The organism is Kribbella sancticallisti, from assembly GCF_039530625.1.
Classification (GTDB): domain Bacteria; phylum Actinomycetota; class Actinomycetes; order Propionibacteriales; family Kribbellaceae; genus Kribbella; species Kribbella sancticallisti.
Map to the genome: position 1 here is coordinate 24,576 of NZ_BAAAOS010000047.1, position 25,958 is coordinate 50,533.

At 68.9% G+C, this 25,958-nt stretch carries 25 protein-coding genes; 15 read left to right on the forward strand and 10 right to left on the reverse strand.

From position 1 onward, the window contains the following. The first annotated feature begins 50 nt into the window (after positions 1-50). Complete coding sequence (locus ABD255_RS29230) at positions 51-1,088, forward strand: RNA-guided endonuclease InsQ/TnpB family protein (RefSeq protein ID WP_344219629.1); 1,038 nt, start codon at positions 51-53, stop codon at positions 1,086-1,088. 69 nt (positions 1,089-1,157) lie between these two features. Here ABD255_RS29230 and ABD255_RS29235 read toward each other — a convergent pair whose 3' ends face one another. After that, the gene (locus ABD255_RS29235) at positions 1,158-4,637 is read right to left on the reverse strand and encodes a GH92 family glycosyl hydrolase (protein ID WP_344219631.1); all 3,480 of its coding nucleotides are present in this window, start codon (positions 4,635-4,637) and stop codon (positions 1,158-1,160) included. 40 nt (positions 4,638-4,677) lie between these two features. Beyond that, positions 4,678-5,028 (reverse strand): VOC family protein, encoded by a 351-nt coding sequence (locus tag ABD255_RS29240; protein WP_344219633.1) that lies wholly within the window; start codon positions 5,026-5,028, stop codon positions 4,678-4,680. 81 nt (positions 5,029-5,109) lie between these two features. Here ABD255_RS29240 and ABD255_RS29245 point away from each other — a divergent pair, with 81 nt between their 5' ends. Beyond that, a complete protein-coding gene (locus ABD255_RS29245) occupies positions 5,110-6,105 on the forward strand; it encodes an alpha/beta hydrolase (protein WP_344219635.1) in 996 nt (331 codons plus the stop codon). Here the strand turns inward: ABD255_RS29245 and ABD255_RS29250 are convergent. Then, complete coding sequence (locus ABD255_RS29250; protein WP_344219637.1) at positions 6,098-6,706, reverse strand: hypothetical protein; 609 nt, start codon at positions 6,704-6,706, stop codon at positions 6,098-6,100. The two genes, ABD255_RS29245 and ABD255_RS29250, sit on opposite strands and share 8 nt — an antisense overlap. Positions 6,707-6,760: 54 nt before the next feature. Here ABD255_RS29250 and ABD255_RS29255 point away from each other — a divergent pair, with 54 nt between their 5' ends. Continuing rightward, on the forward strand, positions 6,761-7,204 hold the full coding sequence (locus ABD255_RS29255) for a cupin domain-containing protein (RefSeq protein ID WP_344219639.1): 444 nt from the start codon (positions 6,761-6,763) through the stop codon (positions 7,202-7,204). Here ABD255_RS29255 and ABD255_RS29260 read toward each other — a convergent pair. Both ABD255_RS29260 and ABD255_RS29265 read right to left on the reverse strand, forming a co-directional pair. Beyond that, positions 7,201-8,031: an LLM class F420-dependent oxidoreductase gene (locus ABD255_RS29260; protein WP_344219641.1), complete on the reverse strand. Its 831-nt coding sequence runs from the start codon at positions 8,029-8,031 to the stop codon at positions 7,201-7,203. The two genes, ABD255_RS29255 and ABD255_RS29260, sit on opposite strands and share 4 nt — an antisense overlap. 216 nt (positions 8,032-8,247) lie before the next feature. Beyond that, positions 8,248-8,988: a phosphotransferase gene (locus ABD255_RS29265; protein WP_344219643.1), complete on the reverse strand. Its 741-nt coding sequence runs from the start codon at positions 8,986-8,988 to the stop codon at positions 8,248-8,250. Between the two features lie 392 nt (positions 8,989-9,380). Between ABD255_RS29265 and ald the strand changes: the two genes are divergently transcribed. From ald to ABD255_RS29305, 8 genes are all read left to right on the forward strand, one after another. Beyond that, positions 9,381-10,496 carry an alanine dehydrogenase gene (ald, locus tag ABD255_RS29270; RefSeq protein WP_344219645.1) on the forward strand — a complete coding sequence of 372 codons (1,116 nt, stop codon included), beginning with the start codon at positions 9,381-9,383 and terminating at the stop codon, positions 10,494-10,496. Continuing rightward, the gene (xerD, locus tag ABD255_RS29275) at positions 10,493-11,431 is read left to right on the forward strand and encodes a site-specific tyrosine recombinase XerD (RefSeq protein WP_344219677.1); all 939 of its coding nucleotides are present in this window, start codon (positions 10,493-10,495) and stop codon (positions 11,429-11,431) included. Before ald ends, xerD begins: the two co-directional genes overlap by 4 nt. Further along, complete coding sequence (locus ABD255_RS29280) at positions 11,432-12,163, forward strand: alpha/beta fold hydrolase (protein WP_344219647.1); 732 nt, start codon at positions 11,432-11,434, stop codon at positions 12,161-12,163. A 386-nt stretch (positions 12,164-12,549) separates the two neighbouring features. Next, a complete protein-coding gene (locus tag ABD255_RS29285) occupies positions 12,550-13,425 on the forward strand; it encodes a ParA family protein (protein WP_425554558.1) in 876 nt (291 codons plus the stop codon). Next, positions 13,410-13,787, forward strand: coding sequence for a hypothetical protein (locus ABD255_RS29290; protein ID WP_344219649.1), 378 nt, complete (start codon positions 13,410-13,412; stop codon positions 13,785-13,787). The genes ABD255_RS29285 and ABD255_RS29290 overlap by 16 nt, the downstream gene beginning before the upstream one ends. Before the next feature lie 7 nt (positions 13,788-13,794). After that, positions 13,795-14,877 (forward strand): segregation and condensation protein A, encoded by a 1,083-nt coding sequence (locus ABD255_RS29295; protein ID WP_344219651.1) that lies wholly within the window; start codon positions 13,795-13,797, stop codon positions 14,875-14,877. Beyond that, a complete protein-coding gene (scpB, locus tag ABD255_RS29300; protein WP_344219653.1) occupies positions 14,874-15,824 on the forward strand; it encodes an SMC-Scp complex subunit ScpB in 951 nt (316 codons plus the stop codon). Before ABD255_RS29295 ends, scpB begins: the two co-directional genes overlap by 4 nt. Then, complete coding sequence (locus ABD255_RS29305; protein WP_344219655.1) at positions 15,817-16,551, forward strand: pseudouridine synthase; 735 nt, start codon at positions 15,817-15,819, stop codon at positions 16,549-16,551. The genes scpB and ABD255_RS29305 overlap by 8 nt, the downstream gene beginning before the upstream one ends. An 85-nt stretch (positions 16,552-16,636) precedes the next feature. Here ABD255_RS29305 and ABD255_RS29310 read toward each other — a convergent pair whose 3' ends face one another. Beyond that, the gene (locus ABD255_RS29310) at positions 16,637-17,563 is read right to left on the reverse strand and encodes a hypothetical protein (RefSeq protein WP_344219657.1); all 927 of its coding nucleotides are present in this window, start codon (positions 17,561-17,563) and stop codon (positions 16,637-16,639) included. A 127-nt stretch (positions 17,564-17,690) separates the two neighbouring features. On the opposite strand from ABD255_RS29310, the gene pafA reads away from it, so the two are divergent. Together pafA and ABD255_RS29320 are read left to right on the forward strand one after the other, a co-directional pair. After that, positions 17,691-19,052 carry a Pup--protein ligase gene (gene pafA / locus ABD255_RS29315; RefSeq protein ID WP_020386528.1) on the forward strand — a complete coding sequence of 454 codons (1,362 nt, stop codon included), beginning with the start codon at positions 17,691-17,693 and terminating at the stop codon, positions 19,050-19,052. A 214-nt stretch (positions 19,053-19,266) separates the two neighbouring features. Continuing rightward, complete coding sequence (locus tag ABD255_RS29320; protein WP_344219659.1) at positions 19,267-20,241, forward strand: FKBP-type peptidyl-prolyl cis-trans isomerase; 975 nt, start codon at positions 19,267-19,269, stop codon at positions 20,239-20,241. Between the two features lie 57 nt (positions 20,242-20,298). Here ABD255_RS29320 and ABD255_RS29325 read toward each other — a convergent pair whose 3' ends face one another. Both ABD255_RS29325 and ABD255_RS29330 read right to left on the reverse strand, forming a co-directional pair. Continuing rightward, positions 20,299-20,769 carry a hypothetical protein gene (locus tag ABD255_RS29325; RefSeq protein WP_344219661.1) on the reverse strand — a complete coding sequence of 157 codons (471 nt, stop codon included), beginning with the start codon at positions 20,767-20,769 and terminating at the stop codon, positions 20,299-20,301. 31 nt (positions 20,770-20,800) lie between these two features. Then, entirely contained in the window at positions 20,801-21,877 is a 1,077-nt protein-coding gene (locus ABD255_RS29330; protein ID WP_344219663.1) for a DUF3866 family protein, read from the reverse strand. 103 nt (positions 21,878-21,980) lie between these two features. Between ABD255_RS29330 and ABD255_RS29335 the strand changes: the two genes are divergently transcribed. After that, a complete protein-coding gene (locus ABD255_RS29335; protein WP_344219665.1) occupies positions 21,981-22,943 on the forward strand; it encodes a helix-turn-helix transcriptional regulator in 963 nt (320 codons plus the stop codon). Continuing rightward, entirely contained in the window at positions 22,940-23,917 is a 978-nt protein-coding gene (locus tag ABD255_RS29340; protein ID WP_344219667.1) for a helix-turn-helix transcriptional regulator, read from the forward strand. The genes ABD255_RS29335 and ABD255_RS29340 overlap by 4 nt, the downstream gene beginning before the upstream one ends. Positions 23,918-24,104: 187 nt before the next feature. Here ABD255_RS29340 and ABD255_RS29345 read toward each other — a convergent pair whose 3' ends face one another. Together ABD255_RS29345 and ABD255_RS29350 are read right to left on the reverse strand one after the other, a co-directional pair. Further along, positions 24,105-24,533, reverse strand: a complete 429-nt coding sequence (locus ABD255_RS29345; RefSeq protein ID WP_344219669.1) for a VOC family protein — start codon at positions 24,531-24,533, stop codon at positions 24,105-24,107. A gap of 74 nt (positions 24,534-24,607) precedes the next feature. Continuing rightward, positions 24,608-25,900 (reverse strand): RNA polymerase subunit sigma-70, encoded by a 1,293-nt coding sequence (locus ABD255_RS29350; RefSeq protein WP_344219671.1) that lies wholly within the window; start codon positions 25,898-25,900, stop codon positions 24,608-24,610. Between the last annotated feature and the right edge of the window lie 58 nt (positions 25,901-25,958).

The window sequence follows — 25,958 nt, forward strand, 5'->3', positions numbered from 1 at the left end:
GAACCCGAAACAAAGCAGCGACGCCCGGGTATGTCGAGCAGGCGCGGCAATTGACCGAGGCAAGGGCTGCATTCGGCTGGTTGCGGGCCGGGTCGCAGACGGTACAGCAGCAGGCGTTGCGGGACTTCGACCAGGCGGTCAGGAAGTTCTACGCAGGTACTCGTCGGAGGCCGACTTGGCGTAAGGCGGGGCTGCCCGAGGGGTTCCGGATCGTCGGTGGTCAGGCGTCCCGGATAGTGAACCTGAATCGGAAGTGGGCCGCGGTCAACATCCCGAAGGTCGGCTGGGTGCGGTTCCGACTGTCCCGCACTCTTCCCGCTGCCAAGTCGTACCGCGTTACCTGCGATCGGGTGGGGCGCTGGCACATCGCATTCGCTGTCATCCCGCCGTCGATCCCCGCACCTGGTACGGGTGAGGTCGTCGGCGTGGACCGTGGCGTCACCGTCTCGGCCGCCCTGTCCACCGGCGAACTCCTGTCGTGCCCCGGGCTGTCGGAGACCGAACAAGCACGGCTCAAGCACCTGCAACGTCGTCTGTCCCGGTGCCGCCGCGGCTCCAACCGGCGTCGGCGGGTGAAGGCTGCGATCGCCAAGCTGTCTGCTCGCGCGGTCGACCGTCGCAAGGACTGGGTGGAAAAGACCAGCACTGACCTCGCGCGACGATTCGACGTCATCCGGGTGGAGGACCTGCGGATTGCCCAGATGACCAGACGCTCCAGGCCAAAACCCGATCCCGAACGACCCGGTAGCTACCTGCCGAACCGTCGCCGAGCCAAAGCCGGACTCAACCGCGGCATCCTCGCCAACGGCTGGGGACTGCTCGTCCAGCGTCTGGAGCACAAGGCAGCGGGCCGGGTCGAGAAAGTGAACCCTGCGTACACGTCGCAGACCTGCAGCGTCTGCGGGCACCGCGCACCGGACAACCGCGAGAGCCAAGCGGTGTTCCGGTGCACAGCCTGCGGACATCAGGCGAACGCTGACGTGAACGCGGCAGTCAACATCGCGGCCGGACGGGCCGTCAGCGCACGCCGAGAGACGCCGGCACGGGTTTCGCTGAAGCGTGAACCTCAACTCGCTACCTCCACGTAGTGGTTGAAATTCTCGTACTTCAGGGCGGGGAGGGCGTCAACGATGGTTCTCCTTCAGGGGCGTTCGGGATCAGCCGGTGGCCAGCGTGAAGATCCGCAGGTCGCGGTTCTTCGGCAGCGTCACGCTAACCGCTGTCTTGCCCGCCGGGAAGGTGAACGGCGCGGTGGCGAAGATGTGCGTCGTCACGTTGTCCCGGCCGCCGCCCGCCTCGTTCCGGTACGGCGTACTGGCGACGACGAGGTTGCCGAAGTGCACGGTGTCGCCGCCTCCTCCGAGCGTCCAGTCGCTGAAGGACAGGTCCACCACCACCTCGGTAGAGCCGTCGGCGTAGTTCAGCGTCGCCTTGCCCTCCTGGTTGCCGTTCACGGCGCTGCCGACGAAGGACAGCTTGGTGGCGCCGGCGGGCAGGTTCAGGTTGAGGAGTTGCCCGTCTGCGGGGACGTTGTCAGGATCACCAACCGGTACTGCGGGCCACGTGAACGTCAGGCCTTCCTTGGTGACAGTGCCGCCAGGGGTGAGTCCAGCAGCGGTCAGGGCCTGCCGGGAGTAGCTGACGCCGCCACCGTCGAAGTCGGCCTCGTTGTGGTCGCCGGAGTCGTCCGAGGCCGCTACACCTTCGCGGAGCACGGAGAAGGAGTTTGGCTCGCCCACGACGACGGTGAAGCCGAGCCGGGGCAGAGGTGTCCCGTCCGCTGCTTGCAGAGCCACCGTGACGGGGTAGCGGCCGTCCGGAGTACCGGGGGCTGCTGTGATCGTCACTGGTGCGCTGCCGACCTCGTCCACGGTGAAGGTGCCGCTCGCGGGGGAGGCGGTGAGGCCAGTTGGCGCAGTGACCGTGTAGTTGACCGTCGTCGCGGTACCGCTCAGCCGGTGGGCCTTGATCGCAACCGGCGCGCTGGTGGTTCCTGGAGCGACCACTACTCGGCTGGTGTCGGTGGACGTCTGGAAGGGGATCTCGCCGGTCCGCCACGAGGGCGGTGCGTCCTTGGCCGCACTTCCCCAAGCAGGGTTGGCCGTGGCGCCCACGACGTAGTCGAGAGTGCCACCACGGTTGACGAACGACTCCGGCAACCACGGCTTGGTCGAAGTACGGCCATCCACCTTCAAGCTCTGCACGTACGGCGCGTCGGTGGCTGCTCCGCTGGCGTTGATCCGGATCGTGCGGCCCTTGTCCCGGTGGATGACGGCGCGCGGGAACAGGGGCGCGGCCAACTGGAGCTCGGCCCGGCTCGGAACCTCCGGGTAGAGGCCGAGAGCGGTCCACACGTACCAGGACGACATGGCGCCCAGGTCGTCGTTGCCGGGGATGCCTCCGGTGGTGGTGTTCCACAGTTGGTTCATCGCCTGCCGCAGCGTCTCCTGCGCCTTGTACGGCTTGCCGGTGTAGTTGTAGATCCAGGGGGTGTTGATGGACGGCTCGTTGTCCATCTCGGCGTGCAACGGACCGGACCTGGTGAGCGCCCACTTGCCGTCGGCATCCTTGAAGAACGCGTCCAGCCGCTGGTTGACCTTCGCCGTACCGCCCATCGCGTCGAAGAGCCCGGCGCGGTTGTGCGGGATCATCCAGGTGTACTGCGCACTGCTGCCCTCGGCGAACCCGTCACCGGTCGACGGCTCGAAGCCCGGCCAGGCTCCGTTCTCGTCGCGGTTCTGGATGTAGCCGCCGTTCTCGGGGTTGAACACGTTCTGCCAGTACTGCGACCGCGTGAGGAACTGGTCGTACGTCTTCTGGTCGCCAGTCTTGGCAGCGAGCTGGGCGAGAGCGAAGTCGGCCGTGGTGTCTTCGAGCGTCTCGACGGCTCCACCCCAGGCGTTCGACTTGGTCGGGATGTAGTGCAGCGCCAGGTACTTGTCGAGCGACGGGCGCTGGCCGATCGACATCACCGGCTTGCCTGCGGAGCTGAGGTCCTTGGCCGTCGGTACGGTCGCTGCCTTCACCAGCGACTTGAGGGAGGCGCGGACGTCGAAGTTGGTGCCGCCGAACGCGTAGATCCCTGCGAGTGCCGGAGCGGAGGGATCACCGGTCATGACCGCAGTACTGCCTGAGGCGTGGGTCCAGCGGTCCCAGATGCCTTCGTTCTGCTCGGCCTGGTTGAGCAGCGACTGCGCGATGTCACCGGCCTTGCGAGGCTCCAGCAGCGCCAGTAGCTGCACTTGCGACCTGTAGACGTCCCAGCCCGAGAAGGTCGCGTACTGCGCTGCCTGTCCCCGCTGTACGCGGTGCGGCTTCTGGTCGAACCCCCAGTACTGGCCGTTGACGTCGCTGAACACGTTCGGGTGCAGCAGCGAGTGGTAGAGCGCGGTGTAGAAGGTCGTGCGCGATGCGGGGAGTCCGCCGGTGATCTCGATCTTGTCGAGTTGGTCGCGCCAGGCCTGCTTGGCTCGGGCCGCGGTCTTCTCCAGCGAGGTGCCGCGCGGGTTCTCCGCCTTCAGGTTGGCCTGGGCGTTCTCCTTGCTGACGTAGGAGATACCGATGCGCATGTTGACGGTCCTCGCGTCGAACCCGAGGTAGGCGCCGGACCCCTTGTTCGGCGGCATCCACCCGTCGGTCCCGTACGTCGTACCGCCTTGCGCGCTGGTGCTTCCGGGCGTGACGGTGGCGTCCTTCCAGGTCCCGGTGTTCACGAACGCCTGGTCGAACTCCGCGACGAAGTGCAGCGTGTAGTAGCTTCGCCGGCCGACGGAAGCCAGGTAGCCGCAGAAGTTGCCGCTGGTCACCGAGCCGCTGACAGTCCGCTTGACCGGGTCGATCGTCACCTGGGCGTCGCTGCTGCCCACCTCGGAGTTGGAGGTGCGGAACAGCAGCGAGGCCGGCTTGTCCGTGGGGAAGGTGAACTTGGCCGAGCCTGTCCTGGTGGTGGCGGCCAACTCGGTGGTGACGCCTGAGTCGAGCCCGACCTTGTAGTAGCCGGGCTTGGCGATCTCGTTGGCGTGGGAGAACGTGCTGGCGTAGGTGGCGTCCTTGGCGTCCGCCTGTGGGGAGGAGGTCACCTCACCGGCGTACGGGAAGATCGGGATGTCACCCGAGCCGCCGGCACACCCGGTGCCCGACATGTGGGTCAGGGAGAAGCCGCGGATCCGCGTGGCGTCGTACAGGTAGCCGCCGGGTGCGGCGGTGCGGTAGGCGTTGCCGCGGCTGGTCTCCGGGCTGAACGAGAACATCCCGAACGGCATCACCGCGCCGGGAAAGACGTCACCGAGATTCGACGTGCCGATGAGCGGGTCGACGTGCTCGGTCGGATCCGCGGAGCTCGTGGTGATCCGGGAACTCCCGACGGTCTCCGGCGCGCGGAGGCCGGGCGGGGTGGTGTCCGGTGGAGCGGTAGTCGGCTCGCCGGGCGGGATCGGTGCCGGGCTGGGAGTTGCCACTGCGGAGCCTGCGAGCGCCACGGCTGCGACCAAAGCTCCAGCCAGTACTACGGACGCGCGGCGGCGCACGGTGTTGTTCTTCAAGGGTTTCCCCACCTTCGACGTCGGAACGGGGCGGCGTGACATCGTTGTCAGCAATAGATAGCCGACCACCGCGATCCGCGTCAAGGATTTGGCCACGATCCGCAACTCCCCGACCTCGGAGCGCGACCAACTGAGGTCAGAGGTTGTAGGCGGTTTCGTGGTGTGGCTGGTAGAGGCCGAGGTTGCCACCGCCGGGGAGGCGGATGGTGGTGAGGATGCCCCAGCCCTGCTCCTGCGGTGGGTCGGGGAACTCGACGCCGCGTGCGGTCAGGTCGGCGACGGTCTGGGTGATGTCGTCGCACATCAGGAACAGTTCGTGCGACTCGCGCCCGTCGGTCGGGTGGACGGCGACCTCGGCGGGCGGGAGTTTGAAGGTGAGCCAGCCTCGGCCGGCGTCGACGTGCGTGTAGCCGAGGACGTCGCGCAGGAAAACGCGGTCGGCCTCGGCGTCCTGGCTGTAGATGATGACGTGCGCTCCGTTGATCATCTGCCCGACTGTAACGCCCGTGGGTTGCATCGCGATTAAACTGGGTACACTGTACGAAGTTTGATCTTCGAGAGGACCTGAATGCGAAGCAGAGTGGTGGCGGTAGCGGTGGCCGGACTGGTGCTGGGGTTGGTGCCGGGCGTGGCCGAGGCGTCGGGAGTGCGGTGTGAGGAGGTGAGGATCCCGGTGGCGCTCGGCGCCGGGAAGCCGGTGGACGCGGAGGTGACGGGGACGTTGTGCCGGCCGCGAGGGCGGGACCGGGGCGTGCTGCAGGTGTTGATCCCCGGCGGGGGCTACGACCGGAACTACTGGACCTGGCGGGGCGACCCGCGCGGGCCGTCGTACGTGGAGGCGATGAATCGGGCGGGGTATCCGACCTTCGCGCTGGACCGGATCGGGACGGGGCAGAGTTCGGCGCCGCCGAGCGGCAGTTTCGCGCCGGACAGCCAGACGTTCACGATCCACCAGGTACTGCGCGCGCTGCGTTCGCAGTACGAGCGGATCGTGCTGGTGGGGAACTCGCTCGGCTCCACGATCTCCCGGATGATCGCGGTGCATCACCCCGAAGACGCGGATGGGCTGATCCTCACCGGCGAATCGAGCACGCCGAACTGGCCGGTCTTCGAGCAACTCGGCGCGGACTACATCACCGCTGCCGAGCATCCCTTGCTGGTCAGGAGAAACCTCGACAGCGGCTACGGAGTACTGCGTCCTGGCGTGCGGCGCGGGTGGTTCTACTACGGCCCGACCGCGGCGAACTCCGTGGTCGCCCGGGACGAAGCCAATCCAGAGCCCGACGTCTTTCCCACCGACCCGGAGTTCGGCTCAGTCGCCCTCAATCGCCAGATCAAGGTGCCGGTGCTCGTGGTCGTCGGCAGCCACGATCGCCTGATCTGCGGGACCGGAGCCTCCGATTGCTCCAGCTCCGCAGCCCTCCTGGCCGGCGAACGCCCGTACTACGCAACTGACCTCGCTGCCCTGGTGGTCCCCAACACCGGCCATGTCCTCAACCTCCACCGGACCGCACCGACCTTCTACCCCCACCTGGCCCACTGGACGAACCAACACCTCAACTAGCGGCGGCGACCCCGAGTGGGGTTCCGCCGACCGAGGACAGGGCTGACGCGACGGTGCGGGCGTTGGCTTGGAACTCGGCCGTGGGCACGCGGGGCAGAAGGTCGTCCCAGGCGGCGATCATCGCGCCGCGGAGTTGCATCATGCCGAGCGGACGGGCCAGGAACCAGACGTGGAAGTGCTCGCTGCCGTCACCCCAGCGGCTGAAGTGGGTGCGCCCGACGCCCGGGATCTCGCGGATCGCGCCGGCGATCCGCTGGATCACCGGGCCGAGGGTGGCGGTGAGCACGGGCGGCAGGTTGTCGAGGCGGTAGTGCTCCCGGGGGACCAGGATCGCGACCATCGGCAGGCCGTTCGGCTCGAATCCCGCCTTCAGCACCCACTGCTCGTCACCCCAGATCGCGTTGCCATCGGGGTCGGAGCAGGTCGGGCACGGGTTGCCGCCGGGTTCGCCGGCCCGGGGTGGCTCGGGGATCACCGGCTCGGCCAGCGGGACCACCTGGAGGTCGCCCTCGAAGGGGAAGAACGGGCCGCCGAGGAGGGGCTCGGGCAACACGCGTTCGCCGTACGGGAGTCTGCGGTGGTACTCCGAGATGTCGTTCATGCGCCGAACTCTGCCCAACTGTGGCGCCGGGGACCACCCAGTAACGTTCACGGCATGGCGACTGACGACGTGAAGCGGCCGGAGTTGGCGGAGGTGCTGGATCTCGCGGCGCACCCGGAGGGCGGCTGGTTCCGGGAGACCTGGCGGTCGCCGGTGAGCTTCCAGCCGGACGGGTACGACGGGGAACGCGCCAGCGCGACCGCGATCTACTTCCTGCTGGCGCCGGGAGAGGAGTCGCGCTGGCACCGGGTGCGGTCCACCGAGATCTGGCTCTGGCACTCCGGCGGCCCGTTGACGCTCGACCTGGGTGGCACCGGCGACGACCCGGGCGATGCCGAGCCGATCATCCTCGGCCCGGACGTGGCAGCCGGCCAGCACCCGCAGGCCGTAGTACCTGCGGGTGCTTGGCAGGCTGCGCGGCCCGCGGGTGATCAGCCGGTGCTGGTCTCCTGCATCGTCTCCCCGGGCTTCGACTTCGCCGACTTCACCCTGCGTTAGGCCAGGACGGTCGCGAGCGCCTCGTAGCCCGGCAGCAGGTCCGGGCCTTCCTTGCCGATCTGCTGGATGACGATCTGGTCCGCGCCCGCCTCGAGGTGGGCGTTCAGGCCTTCCGCGATCTCGACCGCGGAACCGTGCTGGACGAGCGCGTCGACCAGGTCGTCGCTGCCGCCGTCGGCGAAGTCGTTGTCGCTGTACCCGAGCCGCTTCAGGTTGTTCGTGTAGTTGGTCAGTGCCAGGTACCCCGCGAGGTAGTCGCGCGCGACCGCGCGGGCGATCTCGTCGTCGGTCTCCAGCACCACCTTCTGCTCCGGCGCCAGCAGTACTCCGGCGCCCAGCGCCTCGCGGGCCTGCCGGGTGTGCTCGGGCGTCGTCAGGTACGGCAGGGCGCCGCCCGTCCGCTCGGCGGCGAGCTTCAGCACCCGCGGCCCGAGCGCAGCCAGCATCCGCCGATCCACCGGGACCTTGCCCTCGTCGAGCGCGTCCAGGTAGTCGACGATCGTCTCGTACGGCGACTTGTACTGCCGGTCGCGCTCGGGGTGCCCGATACCGACACCGAGCACGAACCGGCCGGGGTGCTCGGACTCCAGCCGCTGGTAGGACTCGGCCACCGGGGCCGCGTCGTCCTTCCACATGTTGACGATGCTGGTGCCGACCGCCACCGAGTTCGTCGAGGCGAGCAGGACCTCCGCGTCGCGCAGGTCAGCCGTCGGGGAGGCGCCGATCCAGAGCGCGCCGTAGCCGAGTTCCTCCAGCCCCGCGGCGAGCTCAGGACCCCATTTCTGCGCCTGGTGCCAGACCCCGAACCGTCCCAGATCGACCGCCACGTCGTACTCCTCTCGTTGACACTTCCAGCTAACGGCAACCCCGGGCGGAGTACCGCCATTCCAGGAGCAGGCGTGAGCCCGGCCGGGAGCGGCGACAGGGGCAAGCATCTCCGACCGCTTCGCCCGCATCAACGATCGCTGAGCGGACAACCAGTGAGCCGCACCCTGAAAGGGTTCGAACGTGCGCAAACTCACCAACCAGGCGAGTAGAGGAAGTCACAGGTGCGCGGCGATCTCCGGGATGCGGCGCTGCAGGTCGGCTGAGCGGGTCAGGCTGTTCCGCGGCTCGCCGACCTTGAGCAGGTTCAGCATGCCGGGGTCGCCGGCGTCCTGCCCGGCCTGGATCACCCGGGCCGACCGGAGCGCCCGCAGCGGAGCACCTTCCAGGATCTGCAACGGAGTGAGGCCGCTGTCGTACGCCTCGGCCATCAACCTCAGCCGGCGGGCCTGGTACTGCGGGTCGCCGGGCAGAGCGAGCGGAGCGGTGTTCCACGCGGTGAAGGCGATGTCGTCGAGCGGGGAACCCGGCCCGGCCATGTCCCAGTCGATCACCCCGCTGAAGCCCTCGTCGGTGCCGATCCAGTTGTAGTACCCGAAGTCGTGCATGCAGATGATCTCGTCCGGCCCGAGCACGCCCTGGCTGGTCCGCCAGACCAGGTGACCTTCGGGCCGGTACTCCGCGACGACCTGGTGGTACCGCCGCAACCACCTCATCGCATCGGCGAGCACGTCGTCCGGCACCTCGGGTCCGTACGCGGTACCGGGGAGGTAGTCGAGGATCTCGCGATCCCGGTCGTCGAAACCCAGCACCCGCGGTACGCCGGGCAGACCCGCGGCGGCGAGGTGGTTCAGCAATCCGTGCACCGCCGGGGTCCACGGGCCGGTCGCGCGCCGGACCGTGTCGCCGATCCGGACGGCGCCGCCGACATTGCCGCCGGGCAAGGCGATTTCGTTCACCGCTCAACCTTTCTGGTGTTTCGGCATCGAAGTGCGGATGCTGGAAGGAGAGTGCCGATCGGGGGAAGGAAAAGATTGCGTGAAGACGAGCGAAAAGATTCCGCTAAGAATGTCGCGAACGCGCCGGGCGTGAATTCTCCGGAGCCAACCTCACGGGCCGCCACAGCGTCGTACGAACAGTGTAACCGGACCGCAGAGACCGGCTCCGCGCGTCGGAACCGGACAAGACCAACCCGTCGGGTGGTATGAACCCGGCGGGCTTACACTCGGCAGCGACCTGGCGTTCCCAACCCCTCGAAACGCCCGGGCCGCGGACCACGACCACGTGAGCCGCCGGCGACTTCGGAATAGCAACATCGAGTCGCCACCTGGATACGGAAGAAGGGCAAGTTGTGAAGGTCGGAGTTCCGAAGGAAGTCAAGAACCACGAGTACCGGGTGGCGATCACCCCGGCGGGCGTGCACGAGTTCACCCGCTTCGGTCACGAGGTTCTGATCGAGCAAGGGGCCGGCGAGGGCTCGCTGCTCCCTGATGACGAGTTCGTCGCCGCGGGCGCCCGCATTCTCCCCACCGCCGACGACGTCTGGGCCGACGCCGAACTGGTGCTGAAGGTCAAGGAGCCGGTCGAGGAGGAGTACCACCGGATGCGCAAGGGGCAGGTGCTGTTCACCTACCTGCACCTGGCCGCCAGCCACGACTGCACCGCCGCGCTGCTCAAGTCCGGCATCACCGGCATCGCCTACGAGACCGTTCAGCTTCCGGACGGATCGCTGCCCCTGCTGGCCCCGATGAGCGAGGTCGCGGGCCGGCTCGCGCCGCAGGCCGGTGCCTACCACCTGATGGCCAGCGGCGGTGGCCGCGGCATCCTGATGGGCGGCGTCTCCGGCGTCCACTCGGCCCGGGTGGTCGTCATCGGTGCCGGCGTCTCGGGCATGAACGCGGCCGCGATCGCGCTCGGCATGCAGGCCGAGGTGCAACTGTTCGACCGCAACATCGCCCGGCTCCGCGACGCCGACCGGACCTACCAGGGCCACCTGCGCACGGTCGCGTCGAACGCGTTCGAGATCGAGCGCGCGGTGCTCGAGGCCGACCTGGTCATCGGTGCCGTCCTGGTGCCGGGGGCGAAGGCGCCGAAGCTGATCAGCAACGAACTGGTCTCGCGGATGAAGCCGGGCAGCGTGCTCGTCGACATCGCGATCGACCAGGGCGGCTGCTTCGAGGACTCGCGCCCGACCACGCACGCCGACCCGGTCTACAAGGTGCACGACTCGCTGTTCTACTGCGTGGCGAACATGCCGGGCGCGGTGCCGAACACCTCGACGTACGCGCTCACCAACGTGACCCTGCCGTACGCCGTGGAACTGGCGAACCTGGGCTGGCGGGAGGCGATGAAGCAGGACCACAGCCTCGCGCTGGGCCTCAACACCCACGAGGGACACATCACCTACGGTCCGGTCGCCGACGCGCACGACCTGGGGCAGCTGAAGCTGGACGAGGTGCTGGTCTGACCGGCGACATCACGCGGGCGGTCAGCTCCTATCTCGACCACCTGACGGTCGAGCGAGGGCTGGCCGCCAACACCCTCTCGTCGTACCGCCGCGACCTGCGCCGGTACGACGAGTTCCTGGCCGGGGCCGGCATCGACAGCCTTGGCCGGATCTCCGAAGCCGTGGTGAGCGACTTCCTGATGCGGTTGCGCGAGGGCGACGCGGACCACCCGCCGCTGACCGCTTCCAGCGCGGGCCGCACGGTCGTGGCGGTCCGGGGCTTCCACAAGTTCCTGCTCCGCGAGGGCCTGACCGCGGTGGACCCTGCCGCGGCGGTGAAACCACCCGCACCGCCGCAACGGTTGCCGAAGGCGCTTTCCGTGGACGAGGTGACCAGGGTCCTGTCGGCCGCGGCCGGCGCGGAGGCGGAGCCCGCAGTACTGGCGACTCGGGATGCCGCGCTGCTGGAGTTCCTCTACGGAACGGGTGCGCGGATCTCCGAGGCTGTCGGGCTCGACGTGGACGAGGTCGATCTGGAGACCGGCACGGTCCTGCTGCGGGGCAAGGGGAGCAAGGAGCGCGTGGTGCCGGTGGGCTCCTACGCCCGCAACGCGCTGTCGGCGTACCAGGTGCGGGGCCGACCTGACCTGGTCGGGCGGGGGCGCGGGACGCCTGCGCTGTTCCTCAACGCCCGTGGCGGCCGGCTCTCCCGCCAAAGCGCCTGGACCGTACTACGCCGCGCCGCCGAGCGCGCCGGGATCGCCAAGGAGATCTCGCCGCACACCTTGCGTCACTCGTTCGCCACGCACCTCCTGGACGGCGGCGCCGACGTACGGGTGGTCCAGGAACTCCTCGGGCACGCCTCCGTCACCACGACGCAGGTCTACACCCTCGTCACCGTCGACAAACTCCGCGAGGTCTACGCGACCTCCCACCCCCGGGCGCTGTCTTCCTAGATGTACTCCGAAGACGACGGCGGGCGCGGGGATCCGGTGCTAGTGCTGCCTGGTTGGGGCGGGAGCATCGTCGACCTCTCCCGCCTTCGTCAGGAGCTCTGTACCGGCTTTCGGGTCATCGCTGCGGACCTGCCGGGTTGTGGGCGGTCGCAGCCACAGCCGCGCGAGTACGGCGCTGACTTCTATGCCGAGGACGCCAGGGCGTTCCTCGGCCTGCTGGACCAGCTTGGGGTGGACGCGGCGCATTTGGTGGGCTTCAGTGACGGCGGTGAGACGGCGCTGCTGATGGCTGCATTAGCGCCTGGTCGGGCGCTCTCGGTAGCCGCCTGGGGAGCTGCTGGTCAGATAGTGGCTCCACCTGAAGGATTCGGGCCGCTGGAGCGCTTGCTGGATGAACCGACGCAGCAACTGCTCCCGTTGGCCGCGTACCTCGCGGAGGCCTATGGACCGGACAACGCGCGAGCGATGGCCGGCAGTTGGGGCCGAGCACTACGGGCGATCGCCGAGTCCGGCGGCGACATCAGCCGATCCCGAGCCGCTGGGATCACCTGCCCGGTGCTGCTGGCGGTGGGCACTCACGATCCGTACTGCCCGCCGGCCGTGGTCCAGGCGATGGCCGAGGCGATCCCGCGCGGGCGGTTCCTGGAGGTGGAGAACGTCGGTCACGACGTTCACCTGGCAGCGCCCGGCCTGTTGATCCCGATGGTGGTCGACTGGCTGGCAGAGCATTGAGCGAGGACAGACCCCCGCGGACCGCGGTTCGCAGCGGTGTGCGATCATTCCGTCACGGTCGGTCACTCTGGCGGGGTGATCGGCCGTGTCCGGAATGCCGGGCGACCCCGCTGCGGAGTGGCTGGTTGAGAGTGCTTGAATGCACGCTTACAGTCGCTGGGATCGCCCGTATCGGTTGAAAGGTTTGACGAGTCATGAACGAGTCGACATTCCCGGGCACCCAGCACCTGTCGTCGACGACGGAACCGATGTCGCCGACTCCTGAAACGGCGCCCGCCACGCCCCCTGTGACACCGACGCCGGCCCCGGCACCGACCCGGGCCGTCACCCCACCCAGCAACTATGCGGAGATGCCGCGGCCGACGGCCAAGCTCACCGCGGAGGACATGCACCCTGTGAATGAGCCGAACGGCGCGATGGGCAAGATCGGGCCGACCGGACGGCCGCTGCCCGACCTGCCGGCCATCCTGCCGCCGACCCGGCGCGGTCCCGCTCAGGTGATCGCGATGTGCAATCAGAAAGGTGGCGTCGGCAAGACCACGACGACCATCAACCTGGGCGCCGCGATCGCCGAGACCGGGCGCAAGGTGCTGCTGATCGACTTCGATCCGCAGGGCTCGGCCTCGATCGGCCTCGGCGTGCAGCCGCACGACCTGGAACTGTCGGTCTACAACCTGCTGATGCAGCGCGACATCACCCCCGCCGAGGTGATCCGGCCGACCCGGGTGGAGAACCTCGACCTGCTGCCGGCCAACATCGACCTGTCCGCGGCCGAGGTGCAACTGGTCCAGGAGGTCGCCCGCGAGTACACCCTGCAGCGGGTGCTCGAGCCGATCATTCCCCACTACGACGTGATCCTGATCGACTGCGCGCCGTCGCTGGGCCTGCTCACCGTGAACGCGCTGACCGCGTCGAACGGCATCGTCGTGCCGCTGGAGTGCGAGTTCTTCGCGCTGCGCGGGCTGGCGATGCTGACCGACACGATCGGCAAGGTGCAGGACCGGCTGAACCCGAAACTGGAGATCGTCGGGATCCTCGGCACCATGTTCGACGGCCGCACCACGCACGCCCGGGAGGTGCTCGACCGGGTCGTCCAGGCCTTCGACGAGCGCGTCTTCCACACTGTCATCCGGCGTACCGTCAAGTTCCCCGAGACCACGGTCGTCGGCGAACCGATCACGACGTACGCCCCGTCCTCATCTGCGGCTACCCAGTACCGCGACCTTGCCAAGGAGGTGCTGGCGCGTTGTCCCGTCGGGTGAGCCTGCCAGGTGCCAGCGAGCTGTTCGGGGGTGCGGCACCCAAGCAGACCAGACCCGAGAAGCGCACAGCCACTGACGGATCGACACTGGCCGACCGGCCGTCGAACGGCCGGTCCCGCACCGCCGTGGTCGACGACCGCAAGTCCAGTGGACGGATCCGGCACGACACGAAGATCACCGTGTACGTGACGGAGGAAGAGCTGCTCGGACTGGAACAGACCAGGCTCGCGCTGCGGGCCGAGCACGGCCTGACCGCGGACCGCGGCCGGATCGTCCGCGAGGCGATCGACGTACTGCTGGCCGACTTCGTCGACCACGGACCCGACTCGGTACTGGTGCAGCGGCTGCGGGCCGCGGAGTGATCTCTGCATGAGTGACACCCCGACCTCCGAACTACCGATCGACGACCTGCCAGGCTCCTCGGGCACCACCGGTACTGCCGACAGCGCCGGCACTGACGGTGACGCTGGTACCGGCGGTACCGCGGACGCCGGGGCGCCGGTCGCGGCGGAGGACAAGGGCTTCAGCGTTCACCTGGTCAACTTCGAGGGCCCGTTCGACCTGCTGCTGCAGCTGATCAGCAAGCACAAGCTCGACATCACCGAGATCGCGCTGTCCGTCATCACCGACGACTTCATCGCCCACATCAAGGCGCTGGGGTCGGAGTGGGACCTGGACCAGACCTCGGAGTTCCTGCTGATCGCGGCGACCCTGCTCGACCTGAAGGCGGCCCGGTTGCTGCCGCAGGGCGATGTCGAGGACGCCGAGGACCTGGCGCTGCTGGAGGCCCGCGACCTGCTGTTCGCGCGGCTGCTGCAGTACCGGGCGTTCAAGCAGATCGCGGCGCTGATGCAGACCCGGATGGCCGAGGAGGCCAAGCGCTTCCCCCGGGCCGTCGGGATGGAGGCGCGGTTCGCGGATCTGCTGCCCGAGGTGTTGCTCGGGGTGGACCCGGCCGGGCTGGCGGCGCTGGCGGCTCGTGCGCTGGCGCCGAAGGACTCGGTGCCGGAGGGCGTCTCGCTGGCTCACCTGCACGCTCCCGCCGTCACGGTGCGCGAGCAGGCCGCGGTGATCGTCGACCGGTTGCGGAGACAACGCAGTACGACGTTCCGGGCGCTGGTCGCCGATTCACCCGACACGGTGACGACGGTGTGCCGCTTCCTGGCCCTGCTGGAACTCTTCCGCGAGGCGGCCGTAACCTTCGATCAGGTGACGCCGCTCGGCGAACTGACGATCCGCTGGACCGGCTCCGACGAGGGCGACATCGCCGTCGGTGACGAGTTCGACGAGGTGGCCGCGCCTGAGGGCGAAGAGGGCGAGGCTCCCGTGGTCTCCGACGAGACCGACTTCCTGGAGCCCGGCGACGTCCATACCGAGCCCGACGCAGAGTCAGAGTCAGAGCCAGACCCAGAAACCAGTGAGACGGCGGACGACGAGACGGTGGAGCAGTGACCGAGAACCAATCCCCAACCGACCTCCAGGACCCCACCGCCGAGGCGCCTGAAGCTGACCCCGTAGCTGACGCTGTGGTGGGTGAAGAGGAGCAACTCGAGCTGGGGGAGGCCGAGGTTGTCGTCGACGACGACACGATGCGGCGGGCGCTGGAAGCGATCCTGATGGTGTCGGACGAGCCGTTGCCGGTGCTGACGCTGGCGCGGACCGTGGGCCGGCCGACGGGCGACGTGGCGGCCGCTTTGACCACCTTGTCGGAGGAGTACACCGAGCAGGGGCGTGGGTTCGACCTGCGGGAGGTCGGCGGCGGCTGGCGGTACTACACGCGCGAGGACGCGGCGCAGTACGTCGAGCGGTTCGTGCTGGACGGTCAGCAGGCTCGCCTGACGCAGGCGGCGCTGGAGACGCTGGCGGTGGTCGCGTACAAGCAGCCGGTGAGCCGGGCGCGGGTGTCGGCGATTCGCGGCGTGAACGTCGACGGTGTGATGCGGACGTTGATCAGCCGCGGGCTGGTCGAGGAGGCGGGCGCCGACACGGAGTCCCAGGCGACGCTCTACCGCACTACCTCGTACTTCCTGGAACGCATGGGCATGCAAAGCCTGGACGACCTGCCGGAGCTCGCGCCGTACTTGCCGGAGATGGACGACATGGAAGAAGAACTCGCAGCCCAGGCCGCGGCCGCGGCAGCCCCTTCCGAGCCCACCACCGAAACAGACGAGACTAAGGTCCCCGACGCGGATGCGACCCCGGATGCAGGCGAAGCGATCACCTCGGACGTAGGTGCTGTCGCGGCAGATCCCGAGATCGCGTCGGCCGCCGCCGAGGCGGTCGACGCCGCGGAAGACGACGAGGCTGCTGCTGACGTCGAGCCCGAGGAAGAGGCTGAGCCGGCGGAGTCGCCTGAGGGTGACGACGAGCGGCGCGACAAGAGTGGGAATGATGGCTGAGGAAAGCGGGATTCGGCTGCAGAAGGCGTTGGCCCAGGCGGGGATCGCCAGCCGGCGGGCGGCGGAGACGCTGATCGAGCAGCGGCGGGTCGAGGTGGACGGACAGGTGGTGACCGAGTTCGGCACCCGGGTCGATCCGGCGGTTTCGGTGATCCGCGTCGACGGCGAGCGGATTCCGCCGATCACCGCGCACGTGTACCTCGTGCTGAACAAGCCGCGCGGCGTCGTGACGACGATGTCGGACCCGCAGGGCCGGCCGTGCATCGCCGACTATGTGCAGGATCGGTCGGAGCGGCTGTTCCACATCGGGCGGCTCGACACCGACACCGAGGGCCTGCTCCTGCTGACGAACCACGGCGAGTTCGCGCACCGCCTCGCCCACCCGTCGTACGAGGTCTCCAAGACGTACGTCGCCGAGGTCGAGGGCAACGTGAAGCCGGGAGTACTACGCCGCCTGCTCGACGGCGTGCGGCTGGAGGACGGCGAGGCGCAGGCCGACACCGTGAGGGAGATCTCCAGCATCAAGGGCCGCACCCTCATCCAGATCACCCTGCACGAGGGCCGCAACCGGATCGTCCGCCGGATGTTCGACGCGATCGGCCACCCGGTCAAGCGCCTCACCCGTACTGCGATCGGCCCGGTCCGCCGCGGCAATCTCCACACCGGCGAACTCCGCGAACTCGAAGGCAAGGAACTCGGCCAACTCCTCGACCTCGTCGACCTCTGACGTACTGCTCCGGTCGCGAGCAGCAGGGCGCGAACAGCGAGGTGCCGCTGCCCGGCCTTCCCTGGGGCCAGGCAGCGGCAGTCACTCACTCGCCGAACAGGTTGTCGTAGTCGGCAGCCCCGTAGTTGCGGAAGTACGCGACATCCGCGTAGGTCCTCGGGACCCGGCCGAGGCCGTTGATCACCGTGGCGGTGCCGTTGGCGTGGCCGACGGCGTACAGGAACGGCGCGCCGGTGTCCTGGTCGACGCCCAGCAGCAGGACGCCCTGTGTGCCGCAGTCCGCGGCGACCAGGCTCTCGAAGCCCTGCCAGGTGGACGTCCGCACCTTCGTCACGATCGGTGCTCCGGACAGCGGGATCCGGATCGTGTAGAGCGCCCCGCCGTAGGTGTTGGCGAGGAAGGTGTCGTAGGTCTTCGTCTGGCTGATCAGCGCCATCGTCTTCACCGCCGAGTAGCCGGTGTAGACCTGCTTGCTGCCCCAGCCGGCGCTGGTGATGGTCCACCGGTTGAGCTGGCCCGACTGCAGCGCATAGGCGTTGTTCCGCACCACTGTGGTGCCGGAGTAGTACCTGGACTCCTCGAAGTACCGGAAGTCCGATCCCCATCCACCGCCGACCTTGGTCAGCAGAGCAGTGCCCGGTACGACGTCGTCCGTGTACCCCTTGGTCTGGTAACTCGACAGGTACATGTCCGTGCCCAGGACCACGTACTGGCGGCGCTTGAGCCCATCGGGAATCTGGGTGACCGCGAGGCCGCCGGCCAGTCTGGCCTTGCCGTCCGGATAGAGGTTCTTCGGACCCAGCGTGGTGGTGCTCGCGGTCGGCGGGGTGGTGGCGGTGATGCCCCGGAAGATGTGGTCGCCGCCGGGTGTCACCGACGCGACCCCGATCCCGCAGTACGCCGTCGTCGCCGAGGGTGCGGCTGTCGCCGGCCCCTGGGTGAGAGCGGCGCCGAGCAATGCCAGGCCGAGCACCCCCGACGCACCGCGGACCGCTCGTCGGCTTCTCGTCATGCTGTGGTTCCTCTCGTCGGTCGATCTGCACACAGCTTGATGCGGCCGGTCACAGAAAGGTTATGGATCGCGGCGGCGCGCCTGGGACGTGGCCCGGATGTCGGAACCGCGCCGTAGGGTGGGTGATGTGAACCGGCGAATCTTCGGTCTGGAGAACGAGTACGGCGTCACCTGCACTTTTCGCGGTCAGCGCCGACTGACCCCCGATGAGGTGGCGCGGTACCTGTTTCGGCGCGTCGTGTCCTGGGGGCGGAGCAGCAACGTCTTCCTCCGCAACGGGGCCCGGCTCTACCTCGACGTGGGCTCCCACCCGGAGTACGCGACCGGCGAGTGCGACTCGGTCACCGACCTGATCGCGCATGACAAGGCGGGCGAGCGGATCCTCGAGGGTCTGCTGGTGGACGCGCAGAAGCGGCTGCACGACGAGGGCATCTTCGGCGACGTCTACCTGTTCAAGAACAACACCGACTCGGCCGGCAACTCCTACGGCTGCCACGAGAACTACCTGGTCAGCCGGCACGGCGACTTCGCCAAGCTGGCCGACGTGCTGATCCCGTTCCTGGTCACCCGGCAGCTGATCTGCGGCGCCGGCAAGGTGCTGCAGACGCCCCGCGGCGCCGTGTACTCCGTCAGCCAGCGGGCCGAGCACATCTGGGAGGGCGTCTCCAGCGCGACGACGCGGTCCCGCCCGATCATCAACACCCGCGACGAGCCGCACGCGGACGCCGAGCGGTTCCGCCGGCTGCACGTGATCGTCGGCGACTCGAACATGTCCGAGACCACGATGCTGCTGAAGGTGGCCAGCACCGACCTGGTACTGCGGATGATCGAGGCCGGCATCGTGATGCGCGACCTGACCCTGGACAACCCGATCCGCGCGATCCGCGAGATCAGCCACGACATGACCGGGCGCCGCGAGGTCCGGCTGGCCAACGGCCGGGAGGCCAGCGCGCTGGACATCCAGGGCGAGTACCTGACCAAGGCCCGCGATTTCGTCGACCGCCGCGAGCTCGGTACGCCGGCCGTCGAGCGGGCGCTGAACCTGTGGGAGCGGTGCCTGAAGGCGATCGAGTCCGGCGACCTGTCCGGGATCGAGCGCGAGATCGACTGGGTGATCAAGTACCGGTTGATCGAGCGCTACCGCCAGCAGAACAACCTCGGCCTGGCCAGCCCCCGGGTGGCCCAGTTGGACCTGGCCTACCACGACATCCACCGCCCGCGCGGGCTCTACTACCTGCTCGAGCGCAAGGGTGCCGTCACCCGGGTGGTCGACGACCTGCGGGTGTTCGAGGCCAAGTCGGTGCCGCCGCAGACCACGCGGGCCCGGCTGCGCGGCGAGTTCATCAAGCGGGCGCAGGAGCGCCGCCGCGACTTCACCGTCGACTGGGTGCACCTGAAGCTGAACGACCAGGCCCAGCGGACCGTGTTGTGCAAGGACCCGTTCAAGTCCCACGACGAGCGCGTGGAGAAGCTGATCGCCAGCATGTGAGCCTGCTGGGCGGCGGTGCGAAAGTCGCCTGGGAGTCGCCTGGGAGTTGCCTGTACGGGGGATCCGCGACGCTGCGTGACGTGACCGAATGGTGACTGAGGTGACTGGCGCCGGGTTTGTCCGTGCAGGCTAGGGTGGGCGCGTTCATCTGGCCGTATATCCAGGCGGGCCCGCCGCAGGCCTGGGCCGCCGTGAGATTTCGAGGTGCTCGTTCGTGCGCAAGTTGTTGAGTCTGGTCGCGGTGCTGGCGCTGGGGTCGTCCCTGGCCGCCTGCGGCTCCGAGGACAAAGCCGGCAGTGAGTTCGGCAAGTCCGGGATCAAGGTGACCGAGGAGTTCGGCAAGAAGCCGACCGTCACCCACCGCGACGGGGAGCCCGACAAGACCCTGGTGACCGAGGTTCTCAAGGAGGGCGACGGTCCCGAGGTGAAGAAGGGCGAGTTGCTCACCGCGAACTACCTGGGCCAGATCTGGCGCGACGGCAAGGTGTTCGACAACTCCTACGACCGGGGCGCGCCGTCGTCGTTCCCGATCGGTGTCGGCGGCGTCATCGCCGGCTGGGACGAGGCGCTGGTCGGCAAGAAGATCGGCAGCCGCGTAGTGATGACGATCCCGTCCGACAAGGGCTACAAGGAGCAGGGCAACGAGCAGGCCGGCATCAAGGGTGACGACACGCTGATCTTCGTCGTCGACCTGGTCGGCGCCTCGGCCAACGACACCAAGCTGGAGGCCGACCCGGTCGCCGCGCCGGCCACCAAGTTCAAGGTCACCGGCGAGCTGAACGCCGAGCCGAAGGTGACCGTGCCGGCCGGCTCCAAGCCGCCGGCGAAGCCGGGCAAGCCGGTCGTCATCGCCACCGGCAAGGGCAAGCCGATCGAGAAGGCCAGCCAGCTGATCGGCCGCTACGTGGTCTACGACTACACCGGCAAGAAGCAGGCGAGCACCTGGGACGGCCAGCCGGCCACCGGGCAGTCCCCGGCCCAGCCGGGCGCCCCGACCGACCAGCTCCAGGTCGGCCCGGGCCCGAACGGCCAGGCGGGCGCCCTCGACGCCCTCGCCGGCGTGCCGGTCGGCAGCCGCGTGCTGGTCGAGCTCCCGGCCTCCAAGGACGACAAGGGCAAGGTGACCAACGCGTTCGCGGTCATCGACATCCTGAACGCCTTCCCGGCCCCGAAGCAGCAGGGTCAGTAAGTAGATCCGACTGCGCGGCCCGGTCTCTCCAGCAGGAGAGGCCGGGCCGCGCTGCGTTTACCGGGTGCGGAACCAGCGGTTCGCTTCCGGCTGGTACATCAGCACCACGCCGGTGATCACCACCATCACGTGCACACCGCGGATCACTGCGAACGCCACGAACGCCGGGGTGAGGTCGAGGGCGCCGAAGTCCCCGTCGTCGAGGAACCAGCCGATCGGACCGACCAGGAGCGTCGCCATCCCGACGATCCCGAGTCCCACGCCCAGCAGGTGCCGGGACCAGTTGCGGCCGTGCCGGAAGTACCTGTCGATCACGACGAACAGCCCGCCGTACACGACTGTGCGCAGGGCGATCTGGGCGACCAGTGCCTGCCACGGCATCGAGTCCGCGCTGATCACGCCGAGCACGGACTCGGCCACACCGGCACCGACCGCCAGGAACCACGCGGCGGTGGCTGCCCGGACCGGGTCCGGGGGGCCGGATCCCACGGTGTCGTGGATCGAGAGAGTGCGCTGCGTGGTTGCCATGCTTCCACTCTCGACCTCGCGCCCGCTGGAATCAGGAGTACTGGGGCCCCGATCCGGGTGGGGGTATGTCCACCAGCCGGGCTGCGTGCCGACCCGCTGCGGCCGCCGCTTCGAAGTACGCGCGATCGCCGTCGAGGTCCCGGCCCATGGTGGACAGCTTGACCGGCGCGTCCCGCAGGGCGTCGTACAGGCCTTCTACTCCGATCCGTACTACCCGGTGGCGGGCTTTGAGCGGCTCGGCCGCGTCGCGTACGGCGTCGCCGAACTCACCGGGCAGATCCGGTACTACGACGTCCGCCGGCTGCAGGGCCACCCGCCCGTATGCCGTGAGGCTGTGGTGCGAGATGCCGCGATGACGTGGTCGCGGGTCGGCTTCGGAGATCCGTAGGGACGCCACTGCCCGTCCACCGAGAGTGCCGACGGCGTTGACCGCTTCCCCCGACTGAACGCCGGAGAAGCCCCAGCGGGTGCCTGTACCGAGGTTGCCCGGGCCCTGTGTCAGTACGACGAGCTCAGCCGCCAGTACGTGTACTGCGGTGAGTAGGCCGGTGTGGACCGTCACAGCCTCGCGGTCCCCGCCGTACGCCTGTCCGACGGTCACGGTCCCGCCCAGCCAGTCCGCATCCCGCAGGGCCGACACGGTGCGGGAGAACGCCAGCGGCAGCGCGCCGCCGTCCGTCATCACATAGACGACCCGCGTGCCGGGCCGAGCCTCGAACACCCCAGCCAGTACTGCGGGCAGCGCCGAGTGAAGGTCAGCCACGACAACCGGCGTACCGAACAGGTCATCGGCATCACGCAGTACTGCGTGATCGGGGGAGTCCTGCTCATCAGCGCCCAGCACCATCGACTGCAGCGGCGTGTACCGCGCCTTGACCAGATGCCCGGTCTCCGGCGGGTCCTCGGGCAACCGGTCGGGGATAGCCACGACCAGCGCGTAGCCGCCTGTCCCTAGGCCGCGGTCGAGGGCTCCCACGTTCAGCAGCACCCGATCTCCGACCACAGGCGCTCCGACGAGGTCTGGGTAGGCCAGCGCACGCACAGTCCGCTCACCGACGCTCACCGTCAGTTGCTGCGCCCCGGACCAGCTCCGTCCGAGCTCAGTCACGATTCCTTCCCGCCACCGCATCACACCGCGACCCTAGTGCTTCCGAACAGATGTTCGGCGCGGAAGGGGCCGGTTTGCGACCCTGACCCCGTAAGGTGGTCGGGTGTCGGCGCGGAAGAGTGAGCGGCTGCTCAATTTGGTGATCTGCCTGCTGGTCGCGCGCACCTACGTGACCAAGGAGCGGATCCGCGAGGTGGTCGAGGGCTACGCCGGGCAGACCGACGACGCCTTCGAGAAGATGTTCGAGCGCGACAAGGACGAACTGCGCGACCTCGGCATCCCGATCGAGATGGGCACCATCGACAAGTTCTTCTCCGACGACGTCGGCTACCGGATCCGCCGGGACGTCTTCGAACTGCCCGAGGTGCATCTGGAGCCGGACGAGGCCGCGGTGCTCGGCGTCGCGGCGCGGGTCTGGCAGCATGCCAGCCTGGCCGAGGCGACCACGTCCGCCGTGCTGAAACTGAAGGCCGCCGGGATCCAGACCGACCAGTCCGCGCTGAGCGCGATCGAGCCGCACGTCGGCGCCTCGGAGCCGGCCTTCGACCCGCTCTGGTCGGCGGTCGTGAGCCGCACCGCGGTCCGGTTCGAGCACACCCGCAGCGGCGGCTCCGAGCCGACCGTCCGCACCCTCGAGCCGTGGGGGATCGTGTCCTGGCACGGCCGCTGGTACGTCGTCGGCCGCGACCGCGACCGGGAGGCGACCCGGATGTTCCGGTTGTCCCGGATCGGCGGCAACGTGAAGACGATCGGCGACGCGAAGGCGTTCACCGTGCCCGAGGGGACCGACATCCGCTCGCTGGTGAGCGAACTCGCGCCGCCCCGACCCACCTCGGAGGCGAAGGTCCGGGCCCGCTCGGGGTCGTGCGTGAGCCTGCGCCGCCGGGCGAACGCGATCGAGCCGTACGAGGAGGGCTGGGATCTGCTGCACGTGCCGTACGCCGACTCCGGCGTGCTCGCGGAGGAGATCGCGTCGTACGGGCCGGACGCGGTGGTGGAAGGCCCGGGCGACGTGCTCGACGGCGTACTGCGACGGCTGCGGACGATCGCGGGGGTGCCTGCGTGAGCAACGCGAGGGATCAGGTCCAGCGGCTGCTCGCGCTGGTGCCGTACCTGCGGGAGAACGACGGCGCGCGGGTCGACGACGTCGCCGCCGAGTTCGGGGTCCGGCCGAAGCAGATCATCGCGGACCTCAAGGTGCTGTGGTTCTGCGGCCTGCCGGGTGCGCAGATGGGCGATCTGATCGAGATCGACATCGACGCCGCCGAGGGTGACGGCGTCATCCACCTGAACAACGCGGACTATCTGGCTCGCCCGCTGCGCCTCGCGGCCGACGAGGCGCTCGCACTGCTGACCGCACTGCGGACCCTGCGCGAGGTCACGGCCGGCCAGGACCGCGACGCCGTCGACCGCGCGATCGCCAAGCTCGAGGCGGCGGCGGGGGAGGGCGCCGCGGCGATCGAAGGCGCGGCCGCGCATGTGCACGTCGAACCGGCCGACCCCGAGATCGCCGAGACGGTCAACCGCGCCCTGGCCGGACAACGCCGCCTCCACCTCACGTACGACGTACCGTCGCGCGACGAGACCACCGAGCGCGACGTGGACCCGATGCGCCTGGTCGTCTCCGAGGGGCGCACGTACCTGGAAGCCTGGTGCCGCCTGGCCGAGGATGTCCGGTTGTTCCGCCTGGACCGGATCGCGGCCGCCAAGCTCCTCGACCTCCCGAGCGAACCCCCGCCGACCGCGACCCCACGAGACCTGTCGAACGGGATGTTCCAGCCGTCGGAACACGACCTGCTCGCGACCGTCCAGCTCACCCCACCCGCCCGCTGGGTGGCGGAGTACTACCCGATGGAGTCGGTTGAGGAAGGCCCAGCCAACTCCCTCATCGTCAAGCTACGCGTAGCCGACACCGCCTGGCTCCAACGCCTGATCCTCCGCCTAGGCGGCTCCGCAGTAGTCCTGGACCCCTCAGCCCTAGGCAACCAAATAGCCACCACAGCCCGAGAAGCCCTCGCCGCCTACGACGACCAGCTGTAGTCAAACCCGCCATCCGCATAGCGGCGGTGGGTTGCGGCCACAGACCGGCACGCCGGCGGGCGGAGCACCAGCACTTCAGTCCGTGGCTACTCGAACGCACTACGCCTTAACCGCAAGGAGCCTGCTGACGGCAACCCACCGGGGTGGGGTTGCTGGTGGTTGGGGGTAAGAGCCAACGCCCCCGCCCTCAGGCGCCGAAGCGGCCGCGGGACTCGACGGGGATCAGCGGGTTTTCGGCGCGGGCCTTGAGTTCTTGGACTGCCCAGGTGTTTCCGTCGGGGTCGGAGAAGCCGAAGAAGGTGCCGCCGTCCTGGTCGGAGAACTTGGTCACCTCGCTGGCCTCGACACCCCGGGACAGCAGCTCCGCGCGGGCGGCCTCGGCGTCCGGGACGCACAGCTGCAGACCACGCAACGACCCGGGCGCCATCTCCTTCTGCGCCGGCAGATCGCCCAGGACGATCGAGCAACCCGACCCCCGGGGAGTCAGCTGGGCGACATGCATGTGTTCGTTGGTGGTGTTGTGGTCGAGGTCGAAGCCGACCTGGTCGCGGTAGAAGGCGACGGCGCGCTCGATGTCCGAGACGGGCACGATGACAACTTCCAGAGTCCAGTCCATCAGAAACTCCTAGGGGAGAGGGCGCCGAATGCGCCCGTTGTCCAGTAGGACGGGCCTGACGGAAGAACTCATCGCTACAGCGTCATCGGCAGCCCGAACGCGGCGAACAGGTGCGGCTCGAAGGTGGTGATCTGGGCGATCCGCCCGCCCTCGATTCGCAGTACGTCGAGGAGTTGGGCGCGGTAGACGGTGGTGCCGGGCTGCTGCAGGTAGCCGGCGACGGCCGGTTGCCCGTTGGCGGTGGTCTGCAGGTGCCGCCACCGGCCGGCGAACCGCGGCGACGCCGGGTCGAGGTTCGGCCGGACGAAGCCGAACAGCGCGTCGCGCGAGGTGAACCAGAACGGGTTCGGCGGCATGGTGAGCACCGCGTCCTCGCGGACCAGTTCGATCATGGCGTCGATGTCGGTCCGCGCCGCGGCATCCATGTACTTCTGCAACAGCGCCAGATCCTCGGCGCTCGGCTTGGCCGCCGACCAGTCCTCGCGCTGAGCAGGCAACGCCTCCCGCAGAGCAGTCCGCCCACGTTGTACTGCGCTGTTCGCCGAGGCCAGGCTGGAACCCAGCAGATCGGCCGTCTCCTGGGCCGACCAGCGGGCGACGTCCCGCAGAATCACGGCGGCCCGCTGCTTCGGCGGAAGCTGCTGAATCGCCGTGAGGAAGACCAGTTCGAGGGTTTCGCTCGCCACCGCCTGCTCGTCCGGCTCGTGCCCGGGAGCAGGGGTTTCGGGCAACTGATCGTCCGGGAACGGCTGGAGCCACGGCAGCCGGGGCGGCGGTGGCCCGTCGCCTGAATCGATGCCCGGGATGGGCTCGTAGCTGGTCGGCCGGCGGTTGTGTTTGCGCAGGAAGTCCAGGCAGACGTTGGTGGCGATCTTGTAGAGCCAGGCGCGCGGGTTCTCGACCTCGGTGAGAGTCTCCGCCGAGCGCCAGGCCCGCAGGAACGCCTCCTGCGTGAGGTCCTCGGCCTCGTCGTACGAGCCGAGCAGCCGGTAGCAGTGCACCCGCAGTTCGGCCCGGTGCTCCTCGATCAGAGCGGTGAAGACGTCCTCGCCGGGTTTCGTCACAACCTCGGCCGTGACGGAATTCGTCGCGGCCTCCTCCCGAGCCTGCCGAGCCAGCCGCCGCAGTTGAGCGAAGCGCGGCGACAGAGCCTCGACCTCTGCATGAAACGTCAGCGCCGGATCCGGCCGCAGCGACTGCACCCGGCCCTGGATCTCGGAGATCAGATCGCGAACCGGTACTCCGGCCGGCTGCCGCCGCTCGCGGTAGGCCCGCTGCCGGCACGCCTGCGAGCAGTACGCCGCCGCGCGCCCCGGCCCGCCGCTGCCGGCGATCGGCTTGCCACAGACCTGGCAGTTCGCTGTCATGGTTTCTCCTATGTCAAGCGGCTGGTGCGAGGTTGGTTGTCGTGCCGCTGGTTGGGTT

Bases quoted from the DNA above. Each gene is read 5' to 3' on its own strand.
- ABD255_RS29285 (WP_425554558.1), top strand. From the start codon at position 12,550: ATGCACCCTGTGAATGAGCCGAACGGCGCGATGGGCAAGATCGGGCCG.
- ABD255_RS29255 (WP_344219639.1), top strand. From the start codon at position 6,761: ATGGCGACTGACGACGTGAAGCGGCCGGAGTTGGCGGAGGTGCTGGAT.
- ABD255_RS29245 (WP_344219635.1), top strand. From the start codon at position 5,110: ATGCGAAGCAGAGTGGTGGCGGTAGCGGTGGCCGGACTGGTGCTGGGG.
- ABD255_RS29250 (WP_344219637.1), bottom strand. From the start codon at position 6,706: ATGAACGACATCTCGGAGTACCACCGCAGACTCCCGTACGGCGAACGC.
- ABD255_RS29305 (WP_344219655.1), top strand. From the start codon at position 15,817: ATGGCTGAGGAAAGCGGGATTCGGCTGCAGAAGGCGTTGGCCCAGGCG.
- ABD255_RS29280 (WP_344219647.1), top strand. From the start codon at position 11,432: ATGTACTCCGAAGACGACGGCGGGCGCGGGGATCCGGTGCTAGTGCTG.
- ABD255_RS29350 (WP_344219671.1), bottom strand. From the start codon at position 25,900: ATGACAGCGAACTGCCAGGTCTGTGGCAAGCCGATCGCCGGCAGCGGC.
- ABD255_RS29345 (WP_344219669.1), bottom strand. From the start codon at position 24,533: ATGGACTGGACTCTGGAAGTTGTCATCGTGCCCGTCTCGGACATCGAG.
- ABD255_RS29325 (WP_344219661.1), bottom strand. From the start codon at position 20,769: ATGGCAACCACGCAGCGCACTCTCTCGATCCACGACACCGTGGGATCC.
- ABD255_RS29295 (WP_344219651.1), top strand. From the start codon at position 13,795: ATGAGTGACACCCCGACCTCCGAACTACCGATCGACGACCTGCCAGGC.
- ABD255_RS29310 (WP_344219657.1), bottom strand. From the start codon at position 17,563: ATGACGAGAAGCCGACGAGCGGTCCGCGGTGCGTCGGGGGTGCTCGGC.
- ABD255_RS29240 (WP_344219633.1), bottom strand. From the start codon at position 5,028: ATGATCAACGGAGCGCACGTCATCATCTACAGCCAGGACGCCGAGGCC.